The 23,444-nt window shown below is 61.9% G+C and carries 17 protein-coding genes and 2 tRNA genes; 1 reads left to right on the forward strand and 18 read right to left on the reverse strand.

All coding sequences use genetic code 11. From position 1 onward, the window contains the following. Position 1 precedes the first annotated feature (1 nt). The 13 genes from ABG996_RS00180 to ABG996_RS00240 all read right to left on the reverse strand — a co-directional run bounded on the left by ABG996_RS00180 (position 2) and on the right by ABG996_RS00240 (position 16,697). A tRNA-Asn gene (locus ABG996_RS00180) sits at positions 2-76 on the reverse strand. Positions 77-109: 33 nt separating this feature from the next. After that, positions 110-184 (reverse strand) — tRNA-Asn (locus ABG996_RS00185). 275 nt (positions 185-459) lie between these two features. Further along, complete coding sequence (rpoD, locus tag ABG996_RS00190) at positions 460-1,809, reverse strand: RNA polymerase sigma factor RpoD (protein WP_055286388.1); 1,350 nt, start codon at positions 1,807-1,809, stop codon at positions 460-462. A gap of 110 nt (positions 1,810-1,919) precedes the next feature. After that, complete coding sequence (gene dnaG, locus ABG996_RS00195) at positions 1,920-4,028, reverse strand: DNA primase (RefSeq protein WP_347479374.1); 2,109 nt, start codon at positions 4,026-4,028, stop codon at positions 1,920-1,922. Further along, on the reverse strand, positions 4,021-5,028 hold the full coding sequence (gene ribF / locus ABG996_RS00200; protein WP_347479373.1) for a riboflavin biosynthesis protein RibF: 1,008 nt from the start codon (positions 5,026-5,028) through the stop codon (positions 4,021-4,023). The genes dnaG and ribF overlap by 8 nt, the downstream gene beginning before the upstream one ends. Beyond that, positions 5,025-5,957, reverse strand: coding sequence for a tRNA pseudouridine(55) synthase TruB (gene truB / locus ABG996_RS00205; protein ID WP_347479372.1), 933 nt, complete (start codon positions 5,955-5,957; stop codon positions 5,025-5,027). Before truB ends, ribF begins: the two co-directional genes overlap by 4 nt. A 15-nt stretch (positions 5,958-5,972) precedes the next feature. Further along, positions 5,973-7,016 carry a DHH family phosphoesterase gene (locus tag ABG996_RS00210; RefSeq protein ID WP_347479370.1) on the reverse strand — a complete coding sequence of 348 codons (1,044 nt, stop codon included), beginning with the start codon at positions 7,014-7,016 and terminating at the stop codon, positions 5,973-5,975. Further along, positions 7,009-7,419, reverse strand: coding sequence for a 30S ribosome-binding factor RbfA (rbfA, locus tag ABG996_RS00215; RefSeq protein WP_006234038.1), 411 nt, complete (start codon positions 7,417-7,419; stop codon positions 7,009-7,011). The genes ABG996_RS00210 and rbfA overlap by 8 nt, the downstream gene beginning before the upstream one ends. Positions 7,420-7,430: 11 nt before the next feature. Further along, positions 7,431-10,145: a translation initiation factor IF-2 gene (gene infB, locus ABG996_RS00220; protein ID WP_035138110.1), complete on the reverse strand. Its 2,715-nt coding sequence runs from the start codon at positions 10,143-10,145 to the stop codon at positions 7,431-7,433. Positions 10,146-10,236: 91 nt separating this feature from the next. Continuing rightward, entirely contained in the window at positions 10,237-11,484 is a 1,248-nt protein-coding gene (gene nusA, locus ABG996_RS00225) for a transcription termination factor NusA (protein ID WP_347479367.1), read from the reverse strand. Between the two features lies 1 nt (position 11,485). Further along, on the reverse strand, positions 11,486-11,980 hold the full coding sequence (locus tag ABG996_RS00230) for a ribosome maturation factor RimP (protein WP_347479365.1): 495 nt from the start codon (positions 11,978-11,980) through the stop codon (positions 11,486-11,488). A gap of 258 nt (positions 11,981-12,238) precedes the next feature. After that, positions 12,239-14,815, reverse strand: a complete 2,577-nt coding sequence (gene leuS, locus ABG996_RS00235; protein ID WP_347479363.1) for a leucine--tRNA ligase — start codon at positions 14,813-14,815, stop codon at positions 12,239-12,241. A gap of 370 nt (positions 14,816-15,185) precedes the next feature. After that, on the reverse strand, positions 15,186-16,697 hold the full coding sequence (locus tag ABG996_RS00240; protein WP_035138103.1) for an IMP dehydrogenase: 1,512 nt from the start codon (positions 16,695-16,697) through the stop codon (positions 15,186-15,188). Between the two features lie 193 nt (positions 16,698-16,890). Between ABG996_RS00240 and ABG996_RS00245 the strand changes: the two genes are divergently transcribed. Further along, complete coding sequence (locus ABG996_RS00245) at positions 16,891-17,238, forward strand: winged helix-turn-helix domain-containing protein (protein ID WP_271748275.1); 348 nt, start codon at positions 16,891-16,893, stop codon at positions 17,236-17,238. On the opposite strand, the gene ABG996_RS00250 is transcribed toward ABG996_RS00245, so the two are convergent. From ABG996_RS00250 to ABG996_RS00270, 5 genes are all read right to left on the reverse strand, one after another. Continuing rightward, positions 17,239-18,231, reverse strand: coding sequence for a PLP-dependent transferase (locus ABG996_RS00250; protein ID WP_347479360.1), 993 nt, complete (start codon positions 18,229-18,231; stop codon positions 17,239-17,241). Positions 18,232-18,326: 95 nt separating this feature from the next. Continuing rightward, a complete protein-coding gene (locus ABG996_RS00255) occupies positions 18,327-19,868 on the reverse strand; it encodes a glycoside hydrolase family 32 protein (protein WP_343001445.1) in 1,542 nt (513 codons plus the stop codon). Between the two features lie 107 nt (positions 19,869-19,975). After that, the gene (locus ABG996_RS00260) at positions 19,976-21,376 is read right to left on the reverse strand and encodes a PTS transporter subunit EIIC (protein ID WP_347479359.1); all 1,401 of its coding nucleotides are present in this window, start codon (positions 21,374-21,376) and stop codon (positions 19,976-19,978) included. Between the two features lie 182 nt (positions 21,377-21,558). After that, positions 21,559-22,530 (reverse strand): LacI family DNA-binding transcriptional regulator, encoded by a 972-nt coding sequence (locus ABG996_RS00265; protein WP_347479376.1) that lies wholly within the window; start codon positions 22,528-22,530, stop codon positions 21,559-21,561. Between the two features lie 248 nt (positions 22,531-22,778). Then, positions 22,779-23,444 (reverse strand): DUF4956 domain-containing protein, encoded by a 666-nt coding sequence (locus tag ABG996_RS00270; protein WP_117745996.1) that lies wholly within the window; start codon positions 23,442-23,444, stop codon positions 22,779-22,781.

Genomic DNA, 23,444 nt, shown 5'->3' on the forward strand with positions numbered 1-23,444 from the left:
CTGGCTCCCCGGGTAGGACTCGAACCTACAACAGCGCGGTTAACAGCCGCGTGCTCTACCATTGAGCTACCGAGGAATTTAAAGCCCAACGGAAAGGGCTGGAAAATTCTGGCTCCCCGGGTAGGACTCGAACCTACAACAGCGCGGTTAACAGCCGCGTGCTCTACCATTGAGCTACCGAGGAATAGGTGCGTGCTCTCAAGCAACGAAGTTTATTATACGGACGAATCAGCTAAGGGCAAGAACTTTTTTAAGAATTTTTCGACCTAGTCATTGGGGACGTTCTTAAACGACTAGTCATTCAAGAACGTCCCCAACGACTACCAGAGCGAACAAATTGGCATGAAAAGAGGACGGCATAGACCTTCTGGTCATGCCGTCCTCTTTGAATGACAAGTTGTCGCTCTGGTGCCCGCGCAGCGTCGACCAGTTACGGCGTTTGGTAAAACGCCGTAACTACTAAGACTCGATGTAGTCCTTGAGCTTGCTCGAGCGGCTCGGGTGGCGGAGCTTGGCCAGGGTCTTGGACTCGATCTGGCGGATGCGCTCGCGCGTGACGCCAAACTCGCGGCCGACTTCCTCGAGCGTGCGGGGATGTCCGTCGACAAGGCCAAAGCGCAGCTCGATAACCTTGCGCTCACGATCGGCAAGCGAGTCGAGCACCTGGGTGAGCTGCTCCTGCAGCATGGAGAAGCTGGCGGCATCGGGCGGAACGATGGCCTGGGAGTCCTCGATAAAGTCGCCCAGCTGGGAATCCTCTTCCTCGCCGATGGGGGTCTCGAGCGAAACGGGCTCCTGCGAAATCTTCTGGATCTCGCGGACGCGGTCGGCGCTCATGTCCATCTCGGCACCGATCTCCTCGGGGGTCGGGTCGCGACCCAGGTCCTGGAGAAGCTGGCGCTGCACGCGGACGAGCTTGTTGATGGTCTCGACCATGTGCACGGGAATACGGATGGTACGGGCCTGGTCGGCGATAGCGCGCGTGATGGCCTGACGGATCCACCACGTGGCGTACGTGGAGAACTTAAAGCCCTTCTGGTAGTCGAACTTCTCGACGGCGCGGATCAGACCGAGGTTGCCCTCCTGGATCAGATCCAGGAACAGCATGCCGCGACCGACATAGCGCTTGGCAATGGAGACGACCAGACGCAGGTTTGCGCTGATGAGCGCCTGCTTGGCCTCAAGACCAACGTTCTCAATGCGCGTAAGACGACGCATCTCGGCACGCGTGAGTTCGAGCTCACCAGCATCGGCAGCCTCGAGCTTCTCGGTGGCCTCAAGACCGGCCTCGATCTTCATGGCCAGATCGACCTCTTCGGAGGCGGTCAGCAGGTCGACTTTGCCGATCTCCTTGAGGTACATACGAACCGGATCGCCGGTCAGCATCACCGTGGAGGCATCGATGCCACGCACGCGGGAGCGTGAACGGGACGTGCGCACGGTGCGCTTCTTCTTGCTCTTGGAAGAACCCATCTCGGCGTCGGCCTGACGGGCCATCTTGAGCTCGTGATCGTCGAGCGAGCCGGAATCGTGCTCATCGTCGTCATCGAAATCGTCGGTATCGGTATCGTTATCGTCATCGTCGACGTCCATGGGGGCGTCGTCGTTACCGCTCGCGGAGATAATCTGGATGCCGCTGTTGCGCAGCGCGGAATACACCGCGGTGAGCTGCTCGTCAGAAACATCGATATCCTTCAGGGCGACCTGAATCTCGTCCTCGGTTACCGAAGTCCTGTTTGAGCCGTTGCCCATGAGCTTTGCAACGTAGGATTCCAGCCCAGTACCCGTGCTCTCAGTCTTTTTTGGCACAGATTCTCCCTTCATAGTCCACAGGACTCAATACTTTAGCACACACATTGACGTCTATACCCAAAAAGAGGACTGGATATAGGCGAGAATACGCTGGTTGACCACAACATCTAGGCCTGTTCGGTGCCTGCGGCCTCGAGACCGATCAAACGGAACGGGTCCGCCACGCCGCCGATCGACTTTTGCAGCTCGCGTTGACGCTGCGAATCCTGCGCGGCCTGCACGGTCAGCGCACGACGGGCCTCATCATCGAGCGAACGGTCCTGGCGCAGCTTGGCCTGTGCGGCACGCATGCGGCGCTTGATGGTGTAGAGCTCGAGCGTATCGAGCATAAACACGATGTTCGTCTCGGTAGGGTGCTTGCTCGTCGCCGAGATGCGCCCGGCACTCACAAGCGTTGCCGCCTCGGGACACACTGAGCGCGCCGCATCCATGCAGGCTGCAGGATCGGTTCCCGGCGGCGTTGCCAGAACGGCCCATGCGATGGACTCGTGACGTGGGTCAACCCACTCGATGGAGCAGATGCGGTCGGCATACGTGCGGAACAGGTCGGGGTAGCTCGTGAGCATGGTCAACAGCTCGCGCTCCCCTGCCAAGGACTTGCGCTCTAGATCGGTCAAAACCATCGGCGCCGCCGCAGCCGGTGCGCCCGAACCGTCAGCCGCAGGCACAGCGCCCATACCATCAGGCATATCGATCGGCGGCAGGTCGTCGACGACCTCCACGGGCGCGGCACCGTAGGCATCGAGCGGGACGTAGTCGTACGGCTCTTCTTCGACCGGCGCGGACACCGGCGGCGTCGCGCCCGATGCCCAAGTACCGCGACCGGCATCGCGAGAAACCGATGCCCGACCGCCCGCATTTCCAAAGCGTTCGGCCTGCGCCCTCTGGCGCTCATAGTTTTGCTCACGACGTCGCTCCGCATCCTCGCGCTTGGCGACATCGCGAAACACGCGGCCCGAGCTCGCACGCACTGTCTCCAGATCCAAACCCAGCAGATCGGCAATCTGGATAAAGTACGTGTCGATCATATAGCTATCGCGCAGCGGATAGATGAGCGTCAGCGCATCCTCCAGCGCCTTGGCGCGACCGCCCGGCGTGGTGATGTCGCTCGACTCCTGCAGCGAACGGTAAACAAAGTCCATAAGCGGCTCGGCAGCGTTGATGCGCGCCTGTAGTGCCTCGCCACCATGCGCCGTGATGAACTCCATGGGATCGTTACCGTCGGGCAGCACCACGCAACGCAGATCCATCGAATCCTGCTCAATAAACTGAATCGCACGGCGGGCGGCCTTCTGGCCCGCGGCATCGCCGTCGAACATATACACGATGCGCTTGGCAAAGCGGGTGAGCGTCTTGACGTGATGCTCCGTGAGCGCGGTGCCCAGCGTGGCGACGACGTTTTTAATCCCCGCCTCCCAGCAGGCGATGCAGTCGGTATAGCCCTCCACCACAATAGCGGTATCCAGCGCGACGATAAACTCCTTGGCCCAATTAAAGCCGTAGAGGTTTCGCTTTTTATGAAACACGCTCGTCTCGGCGGTGTTGAGGTACTTGGGTTGGCCGTCACCCATGATGCGCCCGCCAAAGGCAATGTTGTGACCTTGCTCGTCAAAGATGGGAAACATCACGCGGTCGTAGAAGCGGTCGGCAAGCTGCCCGCGCCCACGGCTCACGGCAACATTGGCGTCGATCATCTCCTGCGGGGTAAAACCCGCCTGGGACAGGTGCGACACCAGCATATTGCGGCCCGGCGCAAAGCCCAGACAGTAGCGGCGGCAGACGTCGCCGCCCATGCCGCGGCTGGCAAAGTACTCGCGCGGACGGCCGTCCTTACCGCGCATAAGCATGGTGTGGTAGAACTGGGCGGTCTCGGCGCACAGATCGTAGATTCGGGCACGCTTGGTACCGCGCTCGCGGCGATCTCCGGTGTCATGCAGCTCAATACCTGCGCGATCGGCCAAATAACGGATTGACTCGGGAAAGCTCAGGTTCTCGCGCTTCATGATATAGGTGAAGACGTCGCCACCCTCGCCGCAGCCAAAGCAATGCCACACCTGCGTGGCGGGGATAATGTGGAAGGACGGCGTCTTTTCGCCATGAAAAGGGCAGCAGCCCCAAAACTCATGGCCGCGGGGCTTGAGCTCAACCGTTTCCTGCACGATGGCAACCAGATCGGACGCAGCACGTACCTGGTCTTTCTCCTCATCGCTAATCACGGATGCTCACCCCCTGCTCACCCAAGTTGTGACGAATGTCCTCGATATTACCCTCGACGGTCGCGATCAACTCATCCAGCGAATCGAACACGCGCGACGGACGCAGCCAGCGCGTAAACGCCAGCGAAACGGAAGCGCCGTACAGGTCGCCCGTATAACCAATTAAATTAGCCTCGAGATGCGCAGATGCCGCATCGTCAGCATACGTTGGCGGCAGGCCGACGTTCACGGCAGCGGGCCACGCGGTGTCATCGACCAGCACCAGACCCTCATACACGCCATCGGCTGGCACCTGAATGCCGTCGGGAACCTGCAAGTTTGCCGTGGGAAAGCCCATGCCAGAACCCTCGTGACGGCCGCGAATAACACCGCCACGCACCATATACGGACGGCCGAGTAACTCAGCAGCAAGCTCCACATGGCCCTGTCCCAGCTCATGACGAATGCGGGTGGCGCAAATGGCCTCACCGCCCTCGCAAAGCAGGTCGTGACCATACACGTCAACGCCGTGCTCGGAACCCCAGGAGCGCATCTCGGCAACACCAGAAGCACCGCCACGACCCAGCCTAAAGTCACTGCCAACGCGAATCGAGCGAATGTCGACTACGCGTGACAGCAGTGCGAGAAAACCGACATGGTCGAGTGCCGCAACCTCAGGCGTAAAGGGAACGGCCACCACCGCATCGACCCCGGTTTGAGCCAAGGCATGCAGACGGTCGGCCGTCGTCATCAATTTTTGAGCGGGCGAAGGGCTCACCACAACGTCCGGGTCGGGATCGAAGGTAACCACGACCGCCTTACAGCCATGGGCACGGGCATCACGGACAAGCGCTTCGATGAGTTCCTGGTGTCCACGGTGAACGCCGTCGAACACGCCAATGGCGATTGAAGCGGCACCCAAGTGCTCACACTCATCAAACGTATCGGCAGCAACGATGCGAGCCTCGTCCGACTCGCCCGCGAAAAAGACACGCGCGAGCTCGCGAGCGGACAACATCATCGAACACCGCCGATTGCCTGCGGAAACACGTGCTCCATGACAAAGCGGCCGCCCTCAATGCGGGCGAGCGCCTTGAGTCCCCCATCGAGCACCAACGCAAACGGCGCCTTCGAGGAATCGAAATCGGCAAGCGCACGCTCAACGGGAATGCGTCGGCCGCAGAGCAGGTCGTCGGCAAGATTGCCCGGCAAGTCAACACGCGTGGCGCCCAGGGCTGCAATGGGATCCAGGGCAAAGCCAGCGGCGGACTCGGGAGAAAGCTCCTCCACCGCATGACAGGCGCCAATGGAAACAACACCGGATGCGGTGCGACGAAGCGCGGAAATATGCGCGGCGCTATCACAAGCACGGCCCAGGTCGCGAGCGAGCGCACGAATGTAGGTGCCCTTGCTCACCGAGAACGCCACCGTCCACACACATGTATCACCTTCGCCACCCACGGCGATCAGGTCAGCGGCATAGACCTCGACGAGGCGCGGAGGTAGGTCCACCGCATTACCCGCGCGAGCAGACTTGTAGGCGCGAACGCCATTGACCGAGATAGCCGAAAACGCCGGCGGTACCTGCATCTGCGGACCCAGCATGGCGGCCAAGTGCTCACGGGCATAGGCAGGATCGCGGAGCTCGTTGGCAACGGCCACCGTGCGGACCGCCTCGCCCTCCGCATCATCGGTATTGGTCTCGGCACCAAACGAGATGTCAGCGACGTAGTTTTTCGTATCGAGGGTTAGCATACCCAGCAGACGGGTGGCCTGGCCTACGCCCACCACCATGACACCCGATGCCATGGGGTCGAGCGTGCCGGCATGGCCGACGCGCCGCTCATGGAGGGCGCGCCGGCATTGTGAAACCACATCGTGGGACGTGCAGCCCACCGGCTTATCGACGGCGAGCAGCATATTCAGTTGTGAAGGCGTACGACGAGCCATGTACCATCCAAAAAGTTAAAGCTCGACGGTCACAGAAGCGGGATCCTCCCCTACCAGCTCGGCCAGCATGGGAAGTGCCACGGTGAGCGTCTCGAGAATCGTTCCGTTGTTGGAGAAACCGGCGGCAGCGGAATGTCCGCCTCCGCCAAAGGCAGCAGCGATCTCGGACACGTTGAGGTCGCCCTTGGAGCGCAGGTTGCCGCGCACCTTGGTATCGCCCTCAATACCCTTCAGGAACAGACAGACCTCCACGCCCATCACCGAGCGCACCACGTCAACCAGGCCATCGCACTCATCCGAGGTGACACCGCAAGCCTCAAGGTCACTCTGGTAGGCATAGCTATACGCCACGCGCCCATGCGCGACCGTCTTAATGCGACCCATGACAATGGACTTGAGGTGCAAAAACTCAACACGCATGCTCTGGTAAACCTCGAGCGCAACGCGCGCCGGATCGGCACCGTGGGCAACCAGTCGCGAGGCCGCATGGAACGCAGCAGCATCGGCGTTCTGGTACTGGAAACGACCGGTGTCGGTCACCAAGCCGCACAGCAAGCAAGTCGCGACGCCATCACGGGCGACAATGCCACAATTGTCCAAGAAGCGGTCGATAATCATAGCGCAGGCTGCAGCTTCGACGCGCCTCAGACTGAGCTCGGCAAACTCCTCGCGAGCCGGATGATGATCGAAGCACACCACATGCTTGGAGCGCCGAAGCACCTCAGCCGAGTTGTTGAGGCGCTCGACGACCGGCACGTCCACCGAGATGAACAGGTCAGGATTGCCAGCGTACGCAGATGCCGGCACCAGGCGATCGGAGCCTTCCATAAAGCGGTAGATACGCGGAACCGGGTCATCGTCTGCCAGCAGCAGCGCAATGTCCTTGTTGGGGAAAAACTTCATGAGCGAAAGGCCCAGACCCAATACGGAGCCCAAGGCATCGCCATCGGGAGAAGTATGTCCCGAAATCGCAATGGAGGACGCACCCTCGATGAGCTCGAGGATGCGTCGCTGAATATCTGCAGACTCGCACGAGGCGAGGTCGGCGGAATTAGTCATCTAAAGCTGCCTCCTGGGCGGCATCCGCTATCGGATAGCCGTCCTCGTCCTTTTCGATCGCAAGCGTGGCGGGAACGTTTTCCAGCGCACGCGTGATGCGCTCGGCCTCATCGGTCGAGCGATCGATGCGAAAATCGAGCTCGGGCGTGACACGCCAATCGAGCGAGCGAGCCAACAGGCTGCGAATACGGCCCTTGGCGCTTGCGAGCGCCTCCATGACCTCGTCGTAGCGGCTCGCATCGCACGACACGTACACGCGCGCGAACGAACGGTCCACCGCGACCTCGACCGCAGTCAAAGTAACCAGGTCGAGACGCGGATCAGAAACCTCAAAGAGCAGGATATAACCGAGCTTCTCGCGAAGCTGCTCGCCCAGACGGCGGGTTGCCTGCGTTTGCTTCATAGAGCTACCCCCTACTCGGTACGGGCAACCTGGTCGATGCGGTAACCCTCGATCTGGTCGCCGGGCTTGATGTCCTGGAAGTTCTCCAGGCCAATGCCGCCCTCGGAACCACTCTTGAGGCTCTTGGCCTCGTCCTTGTAGTGACGCATCGAGGCGATCTTGCCGTTGAAGACCACGATGCCGTCGCGCACCAGGCGCACGGAATCGGTCGCGGCGATCTCGCCCTCTTCGACGCGGACACCGGCGGCGATACCGACTTTGGGCACCTTGAAGGTGTCCAGGACGGTCGCGGTACCCGTGGCGACCTCGACCTCGGTGGGCTTGAGCATGCCGATACGGGCGGCGTCGAGCTCCTCGAGGCACTTATAGATGACGTCGTAGCAACGGATCTCGACGCCCTCGCGCTCGGCAGCGGAGCGGGCCTTACCGTCGGGACGGACGCCAAAGCCGATGATGATGGCGTTGGAGGCGTCGGCCAGGACGACGTCGGTCTCGTTGATGGCGCCAACGGCGGAGTGGATCGTGTTGATGCGAACCTCGGACTGATCCATCTTGTCGAGCGAGTCCTGAAGGGCCTCGATGGAACCCTGGACGTCGGCCTTGATGATCAGGTTGAGCTCCTTGACCTCGGCGTCGGCAATGGTCTCGAAGAGGTTCTCGAGCGTGACGTGCTTGACGCGGCTCTGCTCCTCGATACGGGCCTTCAGCGAACGCTCGTCGGCCAGCGCACGTGCCTCGCGCTCGTCCTCGAACACGCGGAACTCGTCACCGGCGTTGGGCACGGACTGCAGGCCCAGAATCTCGACGGCGTCGGAGGGACCGGCCTCGGTGACGGCGCGGCCCTTGGGGTCGAGCATGGCGCGGACGCGGCCGTAGGTAAGGCCGGCGACCAGCGTATCGCCCACGTGCAGGGTACCGCGGGTCACGAGCACGGTAGCGACCGAGCCGCGGCCCTTGTCGAGCTTAGCCTCGAGGACGTTGCCGGAGGCAAAGGTGTCCGGGTTGGCCTTGAGCTCGAGCACGTCGGCCTGGAGCAGCACGGTCTCCAGAAGTTCGTCGATACCGATCTTCTGCTTAGCCGAGATGTTGACGAACATGTTCTGTCCGCCCCACTCCTCGGGGATGACTCCGTACTCGGTGAGCTCCTGACGCACACGGTCGGGGTTGGCGCCCGGCTTATCGATCTTGTTGACGGCGACGACGATGGGTACGCCGGCGGCCTTGGCGTGGTTGATCGACTCGACGGTCTGGGGCATGACGCCGTCGTCGGCAGCCACGATCAGAATGACGATGTCGGTCACCTTGGCGCCACGGGCACGCATAGCCGTAAAGGTGGCGTGGCCCGGGGTATCGATGAAGGTGATCTTGCGGTCGTTGATCATGACCTGCGAAGCGCCGATGGCCTGCGTAATGCCGCCCGCCTCGCCGGCAGCAACGCCGGTGTGACGGATGGCGTCGAGGAGGCTCGTCTTGCCGTGGTCGACGTGGCCCATGACGGTGACGACCGGGGCACGCGGCTTAAGGTCGGCGGGATCGTCGTAGAACGAGAAGGTGTTCTCCTCCTCGGGGGTGATGATCTTGATCTGACGGCCCAGGTCGTCGGCAACGAGCTCGACGAGGTCGTCGGACATGGACTGCGTCATGGTGAGCGGCGTACCCAGCAGGAACAGGCGCTTGATGATGTCGTTGGCCGGAACGTCGAGCGCCTCGGCAAGCTCCTGGACGGTAACGCCCTGGGAGACCTTGATGGCGTCGAGGTCCTCGGGGTTCACGCCCTGGGCCAGCGCCTCCTCTATCTTGCGCTCCTCCTGAGCCTTGGCAGCCTCGCGCTCGCGCTTCTCCTTGCGCTTCTTGCGGCGACCGGTGGACTCGCGAGAGGCCTCCTCGACGGCAGCACGAGCCTCCTCGAGCACCTTCTCGCGGCTGTACTCCTCGGCCTCGCGAGCCATGCGGCTGTAGTGGTCCTCTTCGTTGTTGTGACCGCCCTTGCGCTTCTTGCCCTTGCCCTGCTTATCGGGGTTGGGGAAGTCCATGCCGGCAGCGACGTTGTTGCTGGCGTTGGTGCGATGGCTGTGCGGACGGCTCTCGGAAGCGTTGCGCTCGGAGTTGTTGTCGGAGGCGTTGCGATCGTTGCGACGGCCACCGCGGCGGTCGTTGTTGCCGCCACGACGGTTACCGCGCTCAGCGGCGCGCTCGGCCTTGGCCTTGTCCTCGGCGTCCTTCTTCTCCTTGAGCACGGTCTCCTGTGCGGCGATCTGGTCGAGCAGCGAACGGAAGCGCGAACCGGAGTCGGAAGCGGGAACGGCGCGGCGCTGAGCCTCGCGGGCAGCCTCCTCCTTCTCGCGGGCAAGGCGCTCCTGCTCGGCCTTCTTCTTGGCCTCGGCCTCGGCACGGGCGGCCTCCTCGGCAGCCTGGGCTGCGGCAAACTGGCGGCGCTCCTCCTCGCGTGCCTTCTCGGCAGCGATGCGCTCGCGCTCGGCCTCGGCGGCGCGTGCGGCCTCCTCGGCGGCAGCTGCCTGCTCCTCGGCCTGCTTGGCGGCCTCGACTTCCTGGGCGCGGGCCTCGATCACCGAGGCGAGCTGCTTGCGGACCATGGCAACGTAGGCGTCCTCCAGGGTGGAGGAAGCGGACTTAGCGGGAATCTTCATATCGGCGAGATGACCCATCAGTTCCTTGGAGGTCATGCCGAACTCTTTGGCCAGGGTGGACACACGGACTTTTGCCATATGACTTCACCTACCCTTTCTGGCACCTTGGGTGCCTAGAGACTGAACGAGCGTGGGAGACGCGCCGGGACCCGCCCGGCGCAACCGCGCGCTAGATCAGGTCCTCCGCATCATCGAAGGCGTCGGTGTCATGGACACCGCAGAAACGGGAGCCGGGACGAGCCTGGTTGCGGCACTGGATGCCGTCCTCGGACACGTACTCGCAGCGGCGGACGTCCTCGTCCCCCTCGTCACCGATCAGGTCGGCGGCGGGCTCCTCGTGAACGGGAACGTTCTTGAGGATGTCGGCGGCAAGCGTCTCGGACTTGATGTCGATGTGCCAGCCGGTCAGGCGCGCGGCGAGGCGGGCGTTCTGGCCCTCCTTGCCGATGGCGAGGGACAGCTGGTCGTCGGGTACGATGACGCCGGCGTAGGCCTTCTCCTCGTCAATGAGGACGCGGGTGACCTTAGCGGGCGACAGGGCGTTAGCGACGTAGACGGCAGGATCGGCATCCCACAGGATGACGTCGACGCGCTCGCCGCGGAGCTCGCCCACGACAGCGCGAACACGGCTGCCCTTGGGGCCGACGCAGGCGCCCACGGGATCTAGACGGTCGTCGAGCGAGTGGACGGCGACCTTGGAGCGCTGGCCGGGCTCGCGGGCGATCGACTTGATCTGGACGGTGCCCTCATAGATCTCGGGCACCTCCTGCTCAAACAGACGACGCATGAGCTCGGGGTGGGTACGGGAGATGACAATCGGCGGACGGCTGTGCTCGCCACGAACCGGCTGCAGGTTGGAGTTGGGGTCGCGAACGTCGATGATCACGGCCTTGATGTGCTGGTTGTGCAGGTAGCGCTCGCCCATCGGACGCTCGTTGCGCTCGTTCTCGTAACGGCGCTGATCGAAGTGCGGCAGCTCGGCCTCGACGCCCTCGCGGATCTTGACGATCGTGAAGTCGGGCGTGGACTGCAGCACGGTACCGCTGATGAGGTCACCGATGCGGCCGGAGAACTCCTCGTAGATCTGCTCGCGGGCGGAGTTACGAACGATGGCGTTGATCTCGGCCTTGGCGTGCTGGGCAGCGATGCGGCTCGTGTTCTTGGGGGTGACGTCGATCTCCTCGAACTCGGTGAAGTTGCCCTCCTCGTCCATGGAATCGTCGATCGGCTCCAGGCGGTAGACGTAGATCTTGCCGGTGGTGCGGTCGATGGTCACCTTGGCGCCCCACTCAAGATGCAGGATCTCGGCATAGCTCTTGGCGAGCGACTGCTCCAGGCGGTCGATCAGGTAGAGCTGGTCGATGTGCTTCTCCTGGCAAAGCTCCATCAGGGCGGACATCATGTCGGATGCTGCCATCTTACTTTCCTTCCTTCGCGGGCTTGAAGTCGTAGGTGGGCTTCAACTTGCACTTTTTAACATCAGAGAAATCAAGAGTGACGAACTCGCCGTCCTCGAGCTCGAGGGTCACGTTCGTCTCGGTGGCGGCGGCAATCTTGCCGGCGTACTTGCGACGGCCCTCGGTGGCGGTGGAGGTGAGCTCGCAGTTCTCGCCCACAAAGCGGGCAAAGTCACTCGGGCGGCGCAGCGGGCGCGCCATACCCGGGCTCGACACCTCGAGCGTATAGCTCGAAGAGATGGGGTCGAGCTCCTCAATCACATCGCCGACCCACTTGGTGTTGGCCGTGACGTCGTTGAGCGACAGGCTCTGACCCTCGGCACCCTCGATACGCACGCGCACGCAGGGGGCCTTGGTGGCACCCACGAGCTCGACGTCGACGATGTCGACATCGTGCTGGGGAGCGACGGCCTCGAGCGCGTCGATGATCGCCTGCTCGGTCTTGGTCTTGACCATTGCGGCACCTCCATCCATACAAAAAAGAAGCGGGGCCGAAACCCCACTTCTTTCAATTACAACTTCATTTGCAAGCAAACTATACCAATAGCTGCGGAAACGTGCAAGCACAGTACGAATCTGCAGGTCAGCGTGCGCACAGCTTCTCCACAAGAATAGGACAATTGACCGAAGACACCTAGGCAGGTACATGCAAAACGAGGGACGGCCCACACGGACCGTCCCTCGTTTATTGCATGTCAGCTATGCGCGCAGTGCTTACTTGACCACCAGGTTGACCAGCTTGCCGGGCACGCAGATGGCCTTGACAACCGTCTTGCCCTCGAGCCACTTGGCGACGGCGGCCTCGGCGGCAGCCTGCATATCCTCATTGGAGGCATCGCGGGCAACGTCGACGCGGCCGCGGACCTTGCCGAGCACCTGGACGACGATCTGCACCGTGTCCTCAACGGACTCGGCCAGGTCGAACTCGGGCCAGGCGGCGGTGTAGGCGTTGCCCTCGCAGCCGAGGGCCTCGTGCCACAGCTCGTCGGCCCAGAACGGGCAGATGGGGGCAAGGACGCTCACGATATCCTTAGCCACGCCGTAGCACAGCGCCTTGTCGCGGGCGGTACCCTCGGTGGCGTTGAGATAGGCGCTCGCCGCGTTGACGAGCTCCATGACGGCCGAGATCGCGGTGTTGAACTGGCCGCGATCGAAGTCCTCGGTGCACTTGGCGATGGTGCGGTGACGCTCGCGATAGAGCTTCATCGCAAACTCGTCGAGCGCGGACTTGTCGAAGGCCACGTTGGCGTCGCCAGACTGGACGAGCTGCCAAACGATACGCCAGGCGCGCTTGATGAAGCGGTTGGCGCCCTCGACGGCCTTGGGATCCCAGTCGAAGTCCTTCTCGGGCGGGGCGATAAACAGGATCGCCAAACGCATGGTGTCGGCGCCGTAAGGTTCGATGACCGAGCTCGGGGGCACGACATTGCCCTTGGACTTGGACATGGTGTCGCCGTTCTCGTCCTTGACCATGCCCTGGCACAGTAGGTTAGTGAAGGGCTCGTCCACGCTCAGCAGGCCCAAGTCGCGAAGTGCCTTGGTAAAGAAGCGGCTGTAGAGCAGGTGCAGAATGGCGTGCTCGATGCCGCCGATGTAGTTATCGACGGGCATCCAACGGTCGGCGGCCTCGCGGGAGAAGGGCAGCTCGGTGTTGTGCGGGTCGGTATAGCGCAGGTAATACCAGCTGGAGCAGGTAAAGGTGTCCATGGTATCGGTCTCGCGCTTGGCCGGGCGACCGCAGACCGGGCAGGTGGTCTCGTAGAAGTCCTTGCACTCGGCAAGGGTTTCGCCGGCGCCCAGGTCCAGGTTCTCGGGCAGCGTCACCGGCAGCTGATCCTCGGGCACGGGCACGATGCCGCAGTGCTCGCAGTGGATGGCCGGGATGGGGTTGCCCCAATAGCGCTGGCGGGAAATGAGCCAGTCGCGCAGACGGAACTCGACCTTGCGACGACCACAGCCCATGGCCTCGAGGTCGGCCACGATCGCAGCCTCGCCCTCGGAGTGCTTGCCGCCGCGCATGCCGGTGTACTTGCCGGACTGGACGAGCGTGCCCTCGGCAGCGTGAGCGCAATCCCAGTCGACGGTCTCGGCATGGAAGGTATCGATGGTCTCACCGCTGGCCTCGACGGCAGCGCGATCGTCATCGTCCAGGATGATCGGCACGATCGGCAGGTCGTACTTACGGGCGAACTCAAAGTCGCGCTGGTCGCCACAGGGAACGGCCATGACGGCACCGGTACCGTAGTCGGCAACGACATAATCGGCAACCCACACGGGGACCTTCTCGCCGTTCACGGGGTTCACCACGTAGCGGCCGGTAAAAGCGCCGTGCTTCTCGATGGTGCCCTGGGCACGCTCGACGGCAGAGATATGCTTGGAGTCCTCGACGATCTTGGTCACGGCCTCCTCGTACTCCGTGCCCTCGACGAGCTCGTGTAGACGGGCGTACTCGGGAGCCAGGACAAAGAAGGAAACGCCAAAGAGCGTATCGGCACGCGTGGTAAAGACGGTGATCTTGCCCTCATCGCCCTCGATGGGCTCGCCATCCTGGTCGCACAGGGTAAAGTCGACCTCGGCGCCCTCGGAGCGACCGATCCAGTTGGCCTGCATCTGCTTGACGCGCTCGGGCCAGCCGGGGAGCTTCTCCAGGTCGTCGAGCAGCTCCTGAGAGTACTCGGTAATCTTGTAGTACCACTGCTCCAGGTCGCGCTTCTCGGGCTCGGTGCCGCAGCGCCAGCACTTGCCCTCGGTAACCTGCTCGTTGGCCAGAACGGTCTTGCAGGTGGGGCACCAGTTGACCGGGTTCTTCTTACGGTAGACCAGGCCCTTTTCCCACATCTTCTCAAAGATCCACTGGCCCCAGCGGTAGTAGTCGGGGCTGCAGGTCTTGACCATGCGATCCAGATCGTAGGAGAAGCCCATGCGCTTCATCGTGGCGAGCGCCTGGTCCATGTTCTTATACGTCCAGGCGGCAGCCTGTGTGTTGTGCTTGATAGCGGCGTTCTCGGCAGGAAGGCCAAAGGCGTCAAAGCCGATGGGATGCAGCACGTCGTAGCCGCGCATGCGGGCCTGACGGGCCATGGCATCGCCGATGGTATAGTTGCGCGCGTGGCCCATGTGCAGGTCGCCCGACGGATACGGGAACATCTCGAGCACGTACTTCTTGGGCTTGCTGTCGTCGGTGTCAACGGCAAAGAGGTTGGAGTCCTCCCAGGCCTTCATCCACCTGGACTCAATGGCCTGCGCGTCGTAGGCAGGAATCTCGTCCTTATGATCTGTGCAATCGCACATATCAGCTCCTTTAATCTTAGCTGGGGTCGGTCGGCTTAGCTTTATTCGCTACTGAGGACAGTCCTGCGCAAGACGAAGAGCACATTTAGTGCTCTTCTTTGCGTGCGGAACTTGTAGCGAACAAAGCTAAGCCGACCGACCCTAAGGTTAACTTGACTGATGATAGCAAATACGACAAGCGAGATGCCTGCGACTTGCGGGCATCTCGCTTTATCTAAATAACGTGGTTTTGAATCAACCACAAATTGTCACCCGCCCAAGCATGGTCGGGCTTTCCAAGTGCCGCAGATTGCTGTGAAAGAAGAGCGACGCGTACTTTGGTACGCGAGCGACGGTTTGAACGGCAAGGTGCGGTGCTTGGGAAAGCCGCTTAGCGGTAGCTGACGCTCTGCTGGGAATCCTTGACGACTACGTCGTGGGCGCCGCCTTCAACGATTGAGGTCGAGCTCACCAGGGTCAGGCGTGCCTTTTCCTGGAGCTCGGGGATCGAGAGGGCACCGCAGTTGCACATCGTGGACTTGACCTTATAGAGCGTGCCGCCCACGCCGTCCTTGAGGGAACCGGCGTAGGGAACGTAGGAGTCGACGCCCTCGACGAAGCTAAGCTTCGCGGCGCCGCCCAGGTCGTAGCGCTGCCAGTTGCGAGCACGCGCAGAACCCTCGCCCCAGTACTCCTTCATGTACTGACCGTTCACGTTGACGCGCTCGGTCGGGCTCTCGTCAAAGCGGGCGAAGTAACGGCCCAGCATCATAAAGTCTGCACCCATGGCAAGGGCGAGCGTCATGTGGTAATCGTAGACGATGCCGCCATCGGAGCACACGGGCACGTAGACGCCGGTCTCCTCGTAGTACTCGTCGCGAGCGCGGCAGACGTCGATCAGCGCGGTGGCCTGACCACGGCCGATGCCCTTGGTCTCACGGGTGATGCAGATGGAGCCGCCGCCGATACCAACCTTGATGAAGTCGGCACCGCAGTCGGCCAGGAAGCGGAAGCCCTCGGCGTCGACGACGTTGCCGGCACCGACCTTGACGTCCTCGCCGTAGTTGGCGCGGATCCACTCGATGGTGCGCTTCTGCCACTCGCTGAAGCCCTCGGAAGAGTCGATGCACAGGACATCGGCACCGGCCTCGATGAGCAGGGGCACGCGCTCGGCATAGTCGCGGGTGTTGATACCGGCACCGACCATGTAGCGCTTGTCGCCGTCGAGCAGCTCGTTGGGGTTGGTCTTGTGGCTGTCGTAGTCCTTGCGGAAGACGATGCCCATGAGGTGATCGTAGTCGTCGACGATGGGCAGGGCGTTGAGCTTATTGTCCCAGATGACGTCGTTGGCAACCTTAAGGCTGATGTTCTTGTCGCCCACGATGAGCTGCTCACGCGGGGTCATGAACTCGGAGACCTTCGTCTGGTGGTCATCGCGGCTGGGGCGATAGTCACGGCTGGTGACGATGCCCAGGAGCTTACCCTTGGGAGTGCCGTCGTCGGTGACCGGCATGGTGGAGTGGCCGGTCTTCTCCTTGAGCTCGATGACCTGCTCCATGGTCATGTCAGGGGTCAGCGTGGAATCGGACTGAACGAAACCGGCCTTGTGATCCTTGACGGCCTTGACCATGGCGGCCTCGGACTCGGCGCTCTGGGAACCGTAAATGAAGGACAGGCCGCCCTCGGTAGCGAGCGCGACACCCATGTCGACGCCCGAGACGGACTGCATGATGGCGGAAACCATGGGGATGTTCAAGGTGATTGCCGGCTTCTCACCGCGCTTAAAGCGGGTTAGCGGCGTCTTAAGAGAGACGTTGTTGGGGATGCACTGCGAGGACGAGTAACCAGGGACCAGCAGATACTCCGAAAACGTGTGGGACTCACCGGGAAAGAACGTAGCCATGTTTCTCCTTTTTCCATGCGACCGGTCGGCTGCAGGCCTCGTAGGACCCAGCCCAACCTTGGGCGCCCAATACTGGGGAAGTATCTTAACGCACTTTGACTGCTACAATGCATGATTTAAGAAGAGCACACGAGGGTTTGACGCAGGCTTTGCGTTTGCCCAGCAAACACTTTAGCGGGGAGACGTGGAGCACATGGAGTACAAGACGACGGCAAAGTTGGTCATTCAAGCGTGCGACAAGGATCTGCCGGGCGTGTTCGGCCACGGCTGCGTCTTGCTGCTGCAGGGCATCGCCCGCGAGCACTCGCTCAACCGCGCCGCCAAGAGCATGGGCATGGCATACTCCAAAGCCTGGCGCATTGTGAACGAGGCCGAAGGACAGCTGGGCTGCAAGCTCATCGAGCGCGACGGCGCCCGCGGGTCCAGCCTCACCCCCGCCGGCGAGCGAGCCATAGCGGTCTACGAGGAGCTGCAGGCCGACATCAACCAAGTAATTGCCGCAAAGGCCAACGACCTCATCGCCAGCATCACCAAAAAGTAGCTACTTACGGAGGGCGTTGTCCAGGGTGGCCGCAACTATCAAGGGATTGTCGGTGCCGGCGAAGAGGCGGACGGTGCTCCCCTGCTTGCCGCGTGGGGCCGAAAGGCGCGTCGTTGCGCCGCCGGCGGGCGATATGCGGAACTCGTCGGGCAAAGCGTCGAACAGATCATCCGCGCTACGCTCGATAAGGTCAAATTCAACTGCCGGACCAAAGCCGTGCTCGAGGATTCCCGTTGAAACCGAATGGTCGGGATGCGAGCTCAGTCCGGGATAGCACACGTTGCACACCATCTCGTTGGCGGCCAGATACTCGGCCAGTGCACGCGCGCGATCGAAGTGTGCCTGCATGCGGGCGTCGAGCGAGGAAAGCCCACGCTCCAGCACGTCGGTCTCCTCGGCAGAAAGGTCGAGCGCCGACGCACCGCAGCCTGCAAACAATACGTGCGCGCACTCGGCAGCGGCATCCACACGATGGCGCTTGAGCTGCGAGCGCGCCACCGAAGCAGCAACGAGCTTGCGTGGAGCCTCACCGGCGCACACACGGTCAAGCGCTTCGAACGACAGCGCAGCACCCAGCCGCAGCGGATCGCAGCCAAAAGCCGACGCCACGGTGTTGTCAACAACCAGCAGCGCATGGGCCTCACGCGCCGCCCGACCCAGCGCACGCAGATCGGGCACACGCAGACCAAACCCGCCGATGGAGTTGACGAACCACCACAGGTGCGGACCCTCGGCATCAAACGCAGCATCAAAGCCCTCGGATGCGGCGGCAAACGCCTCGGCGGACGGCGAGCCCACGAGCACAACATCGCAGTCATCAAAGCCGCTCGCAAACGCATCGGCAAAGTCATCCGCAAAGGCCACCAGACGATCGCCGGGCCGTACAATCCCCAGCAACGACAGCGCTGCCGGCACATGCGACGCCGCAAGCAACCGCGCCTCACGCGCGCTGGCCCTCAAAGCCCAGGCCTCTTCTAGCTGCTGTACGCCCATACGGCACCTTCCCTCCATAACAAAAACCCACGATGCGGATGTTTCCCGCATCGTGGGCTACGGCTGCAGTATAGCGCCGATATGCGACGAATCGCTTAGATGTTGAGCGCGTGGTAGGTCACATTCGCGCCCGGAGCGTCAACGGTCACGCCATAGGCCTCGGGATAGATGCGCGTCGAGAACACGAGCGCACCATCGTTCACAAACACCTCGACCGAGGAAACATCGCCAACAATGCGCACGTTACTAACCTCGTCGACGGACTCCCAACGCACGGTACGACCGCAGCCGGCAGAAGCGCGACTCTCATCGGTAAATCGCATCTCAAAGCGCGAGGGCAGTTCGCCCTCGGCGGGAACAAGCACCAGCTTTAGCTCGCCATCAACGGTCGCGGTAAACGCGCCGTCGACACCGTCAACAACAACGTCAAAACAGGTATCGCCGGCAACCTCCAACGAGCCCTCCCCCACACGCACCGAGGCATAATGGCGCTCGATCTCGCGCGCCGGCTGCTGCAGTACCACGCCGCCAGCACCGGCTGTAAGCTCACGCGGCACCGTCATGCAGTGCTGCCAGCCGCACGCCACGGTGGGGTCGTTGCCATAGGTCGGCTCATCGGGCATGCCCATCCAGCCGATTAGAATATGGCGACCGTCCTCGGCCGTGAACTCCTGCGGAGCATAGAAGTCAAAACCGGCGTCCCACAGGCGGAACTCGCCCAGCTCATAAGCGTCATTGCCGCCCGTAATGTCGCCCGTTACAGGCATGTAGCCCGCTGCATATACATTGCCGCGGTCCCAACGACCGCCCTTGAGGCCCTGGGGCGAGAAGGACAGCCACTTCGCCGGTACACCGCCATCCGCCTCAAGCTCAAGGTATCCCGGGCACTCCCACATAAAGCCAAAGCGCTCGGGCGTAGACACACGGCTCTCGAGCTCCCAACTCAGCATATCGGCCGAGCCATACACCAGGATCTCACCCACATCGCGCCCGGCACCCTCGCCGTGCATGGCGCAAAATCGACTATCGACATGCGGACCGTCCACGCGACGACGCGCGCCCAGCACCATGTGGTAACGCCCATCATCATCGCGCCACACCTTGGGGTCACGCACGTGGCAGGTCAAATCCTCGGGATAATCCTCGGACGCCAGCACCACGCGCTTTTGGCTGAACTCCCGACCGGCAAGGCCATCAACGCTCTCGACATAAACAGTATCGGCGCGGCGGCCGGTATTGACGTAGTCGTACGTGCCGTCCGCATCGGGAAGCTTAACGTTGCCCGTATAGAGCACGCGAATGCGACCGTCCTCGGCAAGCGCGGAGCCCGAATACACACCGTGGCAATCGAACGGCTCGTCGGGCAGCAACGGAGCGCCAACATAGTCCCACGTCATAAGGTCGCGGCTCGTCGCATGGCCCCAGGCCTTAACGCCACCCTCGACATCAAACGGCGCATACTGAAAATAGGCATGGAACACGCCGCCTGCCTGGCAAAGACCGTTGGGGTCGTTGAGCCAGCCCGCCGGCGGCATTATATGGAAGCGCTGGCCATACGCGCCATGGCCGCACTCAGAGGCGGCGGCGTCAACAGCGGCGACCAGCTTTGCAAGGTCGCGACCAAGTGCATTAGACATATCAAAGTCCTAACGGATCGAAAGCAACAAGGCACCAGAGATCGGCACCAGATACGAGAAACGCCCGCGAGCATACGACCCGCGGGCATCCCCTCAATCAAAAGCTCTTAGGCCTGCTCGGAAGCCTTGGGCTCGTCCTTGTACAGGACAAACGAGATAGCAAAGGAAACCAGCGCGGCGACCGCAAACATGATCGCGTACTGCACGGGCTGGGCCAGGCACAGCAGGATACCGAAGATACCGGTAACGCCCGTGCCGGAGGCAGCCAGCGAAGTGAGCGCGCAGACCAGGGCACCGCAACCGCCGCCGATGCAGCCGGCGATGAAGGGCTTAAAGAAGCGCAGGTTCACACCAAAGATGGCAGGCTCGGTAATGCCCATGAAGGCGGACAGGGCCGAAGGAAGCGCCAGTCCCTTGATCTTGGCATCGCGGGTCTTAAAGGCAACGGCGAGCGCGGCACCACCCTGAGCGATGTTGGCGGCGCTGGCGATGGGCAGCCAATAGGTCACGCCGTACTGGGCGAGCTGGCCCAGGTCGATGGCGGTGTACATCTGGTGGATACCGGTAACGACCGTGGGGGCATAGAACAGGCCGACGATAAAGGAACCGATGCCGAAGGGCAGGGTCAGCAGGGCCTGGATCAGACCGAGGATGGCGTTCTCGGCCCAGACAAAGATGGGGCCGACGGCAACGAGCGTCACGAGCACGGTCACGAACACCGAGACGAGCGGGGTCACAAAGAGGTCAAACATCTCGGGAACGATCTTGTGCAGACGCTTCTCGAGGAAGGCGAGAATGGCGCAGGCGATAACGATGGGGATCACATGCCCCTGATAGCCGACCCACTCAAAGCTGTACACGCCGGGAATGACGGTGACCATGGTCTGCACGCCCTCGGAGGCAACCGTGTAGGCGCTCTGCAGCGAGGAGTTGATGAACGCACCGCCGACGACGGCACCCAGATACGGGTTGGCGCCAAAGGCCTTTGCGGCGGAGTAGCCGATCAGGATCTGCAGAATGCCGAAGGACGTGCCCGAGACCAGGTCGGCGATCTTGTAGATAAAGTTATTGGTGTCGAGCGCGATAAAGCCGTTGGAGGCCATAAAGTTGAGGGCGCTCATAATGCCCAGCAGCAAGCCCGAAGCCACGATGGCGGGGATGATGGGGACAAAGACGTCGCCGAGCACCTTAATGGCACGCATAAAGATGTTCTGCTGCTGCGCCGCGGCCTCCTTGACCTCGGCCTTGGTGGCAGCCTCGACGCCGCTGACCGCAATGAACTCGTCGTAGACCTTGTTGACGGTGCCAGTGCCAAAAATAATCTGGAGCTGGCCTTGGGCCTCAAAGACGCCCTTGGCGCCGTCGATATTCTCGAGGGCCTCCGTGTCGACCTTGGCGTTATCGGCAATCACCAGGCGCAGACGCGTGGCGCAGTGTGCGGCCGAAACAACGTTGCCGGCGCCTCCGACGTTGTCGAGCACCTCTTGGGCTGATTTACGGTAGTCCATGACTTCCCTTTCCTCCAACGGGCGCATGTACACCCGGCCATCTTTGATACTTACACTGTAAACGATTTCAGTTTCATATGTCTGTAATCGTTTTCACTTTAGGGTGAACGGTAGGAATAGGCCGGCGAATGGTAGTTTTAAGGCAAAAACAGACGACTCAGAGGCAGGCAGACGTCCAAGGCCTAGACATTCACAAGCTGATGGCCGAGTTTGAGCGTCTTTAGACCGCTCTCCCCCTCCACGCCATCGAGCGTGTTGAGCAACATATTGGTCGCCTCGACGCCACTGGTCAGGTAGCCATAATGCACGGTGGGAATGCCGCCCGTCAGCGCGCGCAAAAACGCGTTGTCGCCAAAACCACTCACGCGGTGTATACCCTCGCCCATGCCGCGAACCTCATCGATGGCACGAAGCGCGCCCGCCGCCATGGTATCGGTCGCGCACGCGATAAACGAAACATCGGGAGCGGCAGAAAGCAGTTCACGCGCCGCACCATAGCCCGAGTCGAGCGTAAACGAGCCCAGACGAATCAAGGCGGCATCGAGCGGGTTACCCGCGGCGCGCAAGCCGGCCTCAAAACCGCGACGGCGGTCATAACCAGCCGCGCGGTCCTCCTCGGTAACCCCAATGTAAGCGATCTTGCCGTCCACGCGACCCGCAAGCGCATGGCCCAGCTCAAAAGCGGCCTCGTAATCGTCGTGATACACGCACGCCGCGCCCTCGACATGTTGACCGATCAGCACAATGGGCACACGGCACGAGTCAATCGCGCGACGGTGCTCGTCGGTGATCATGGTTGCCACCAGCACAATGCCGTCAACCGGATGGTTTTGGAATAAATCGAGGTATTCGAGCTCGCGATCGGCCGCATTATCGGTATTGGCAAGCAGCATCTGGTAGCCACGGCGACCGAGCACCTGGCCAATGCCGGCGGTAATGCGGCTCACGGATTCCGAGTTGATCTTAGGCACGATGACGCCGATGAGCTTGGTGGAGCCGGTGCGCAGCGCGCGAGCCTGACTGGACCGCACGTATCCGGTCAGTTCAATCGCCTGCTTAATGCGCTGGGCCTTGTCCGCCGAGATATATCCGCCGTTGAGGTAGCGCGAGACGGCGGCGCTCGAAACGCCGGCCAACTCGGCCACATCTTTCATCTTTACCACGAGCACCCCTGTCATTGAAATCGCTTTCACCATAATACCCGTGAAGACGGCATCCGAACAAAATCGGCCCACCCAGGTCGAGCAAACGTCAGCGAGCGGGCAACTGCCGTGGCGAGGTGCCGCGAAAGAGGAGCGAAGCGTACTTTATGTACGCGAGCGACGGTTTGAGCGGCAGATCGCCCGGCAGATGCCCGCGCAGCGTCGAGCGGTCCGGCGTTTGTTAAAACGCCGGAACATAATTAGCCGTGGTATTCGCCGTTGTACTGGATGAGTGTGAGGTCCTCCACGCCGTCAAGCGCGCGAATAGCGTCCGCATAGGGCATGTCAACGCCGTCCGAGAAGAGCTCGACGGCCATCTCGACTTTGTCGCCGCGCATCGTCTTAGACTTGACGGTGAACTTGGTGCGCCCAAACGCGCGCACGATATCGTCGCCGGTGGTCTGGCCCGTGTAGTGGATGACCATCATGTACACGCGCGCCTTGTCCTGGTGGCTCGCAAAGCCGGCGATCATCACCACGATCACCACTGCCGTAAGCCCCACGAGCGCATACATGCCGGCGCCTGCCGTAATGCCCGTGGTAATGGCCCAAAACAGATACAGCAGGTCGAGCGGGTCCTTGACCGCCGTACGGTAGCGGACGATGGACAGAGCACCGACCATACCGAGCGAGATGACCACGTTGGTCGAGATCGCGAGCGTGACCATGCAGGTGAGCACGCACATGCCCACGAGCGTCACGGCAAAGCTACGCGAATACACCACGCCGGTAAAAAAGCGCTTGTACACGTAATAGATCAGGATGCCCATGGCGAGCGCCACGAGCAGCGAAAGGCCAATCTTGGCAGGGTCGACCTGACCGAACGCCTCCAAGACGGAGTTCTTAAAAAAGTCCCTGGTGCTCAT

This window comes from Collinsella aerofaciens (assembly GCF_039836695.1).
GTDB lineage: Bacteria > Actinomycetota > Coriobacteriia > Coriobacteriales > Coriobacteriaceae > Collinsella > Collinsella aerofaciens_BD.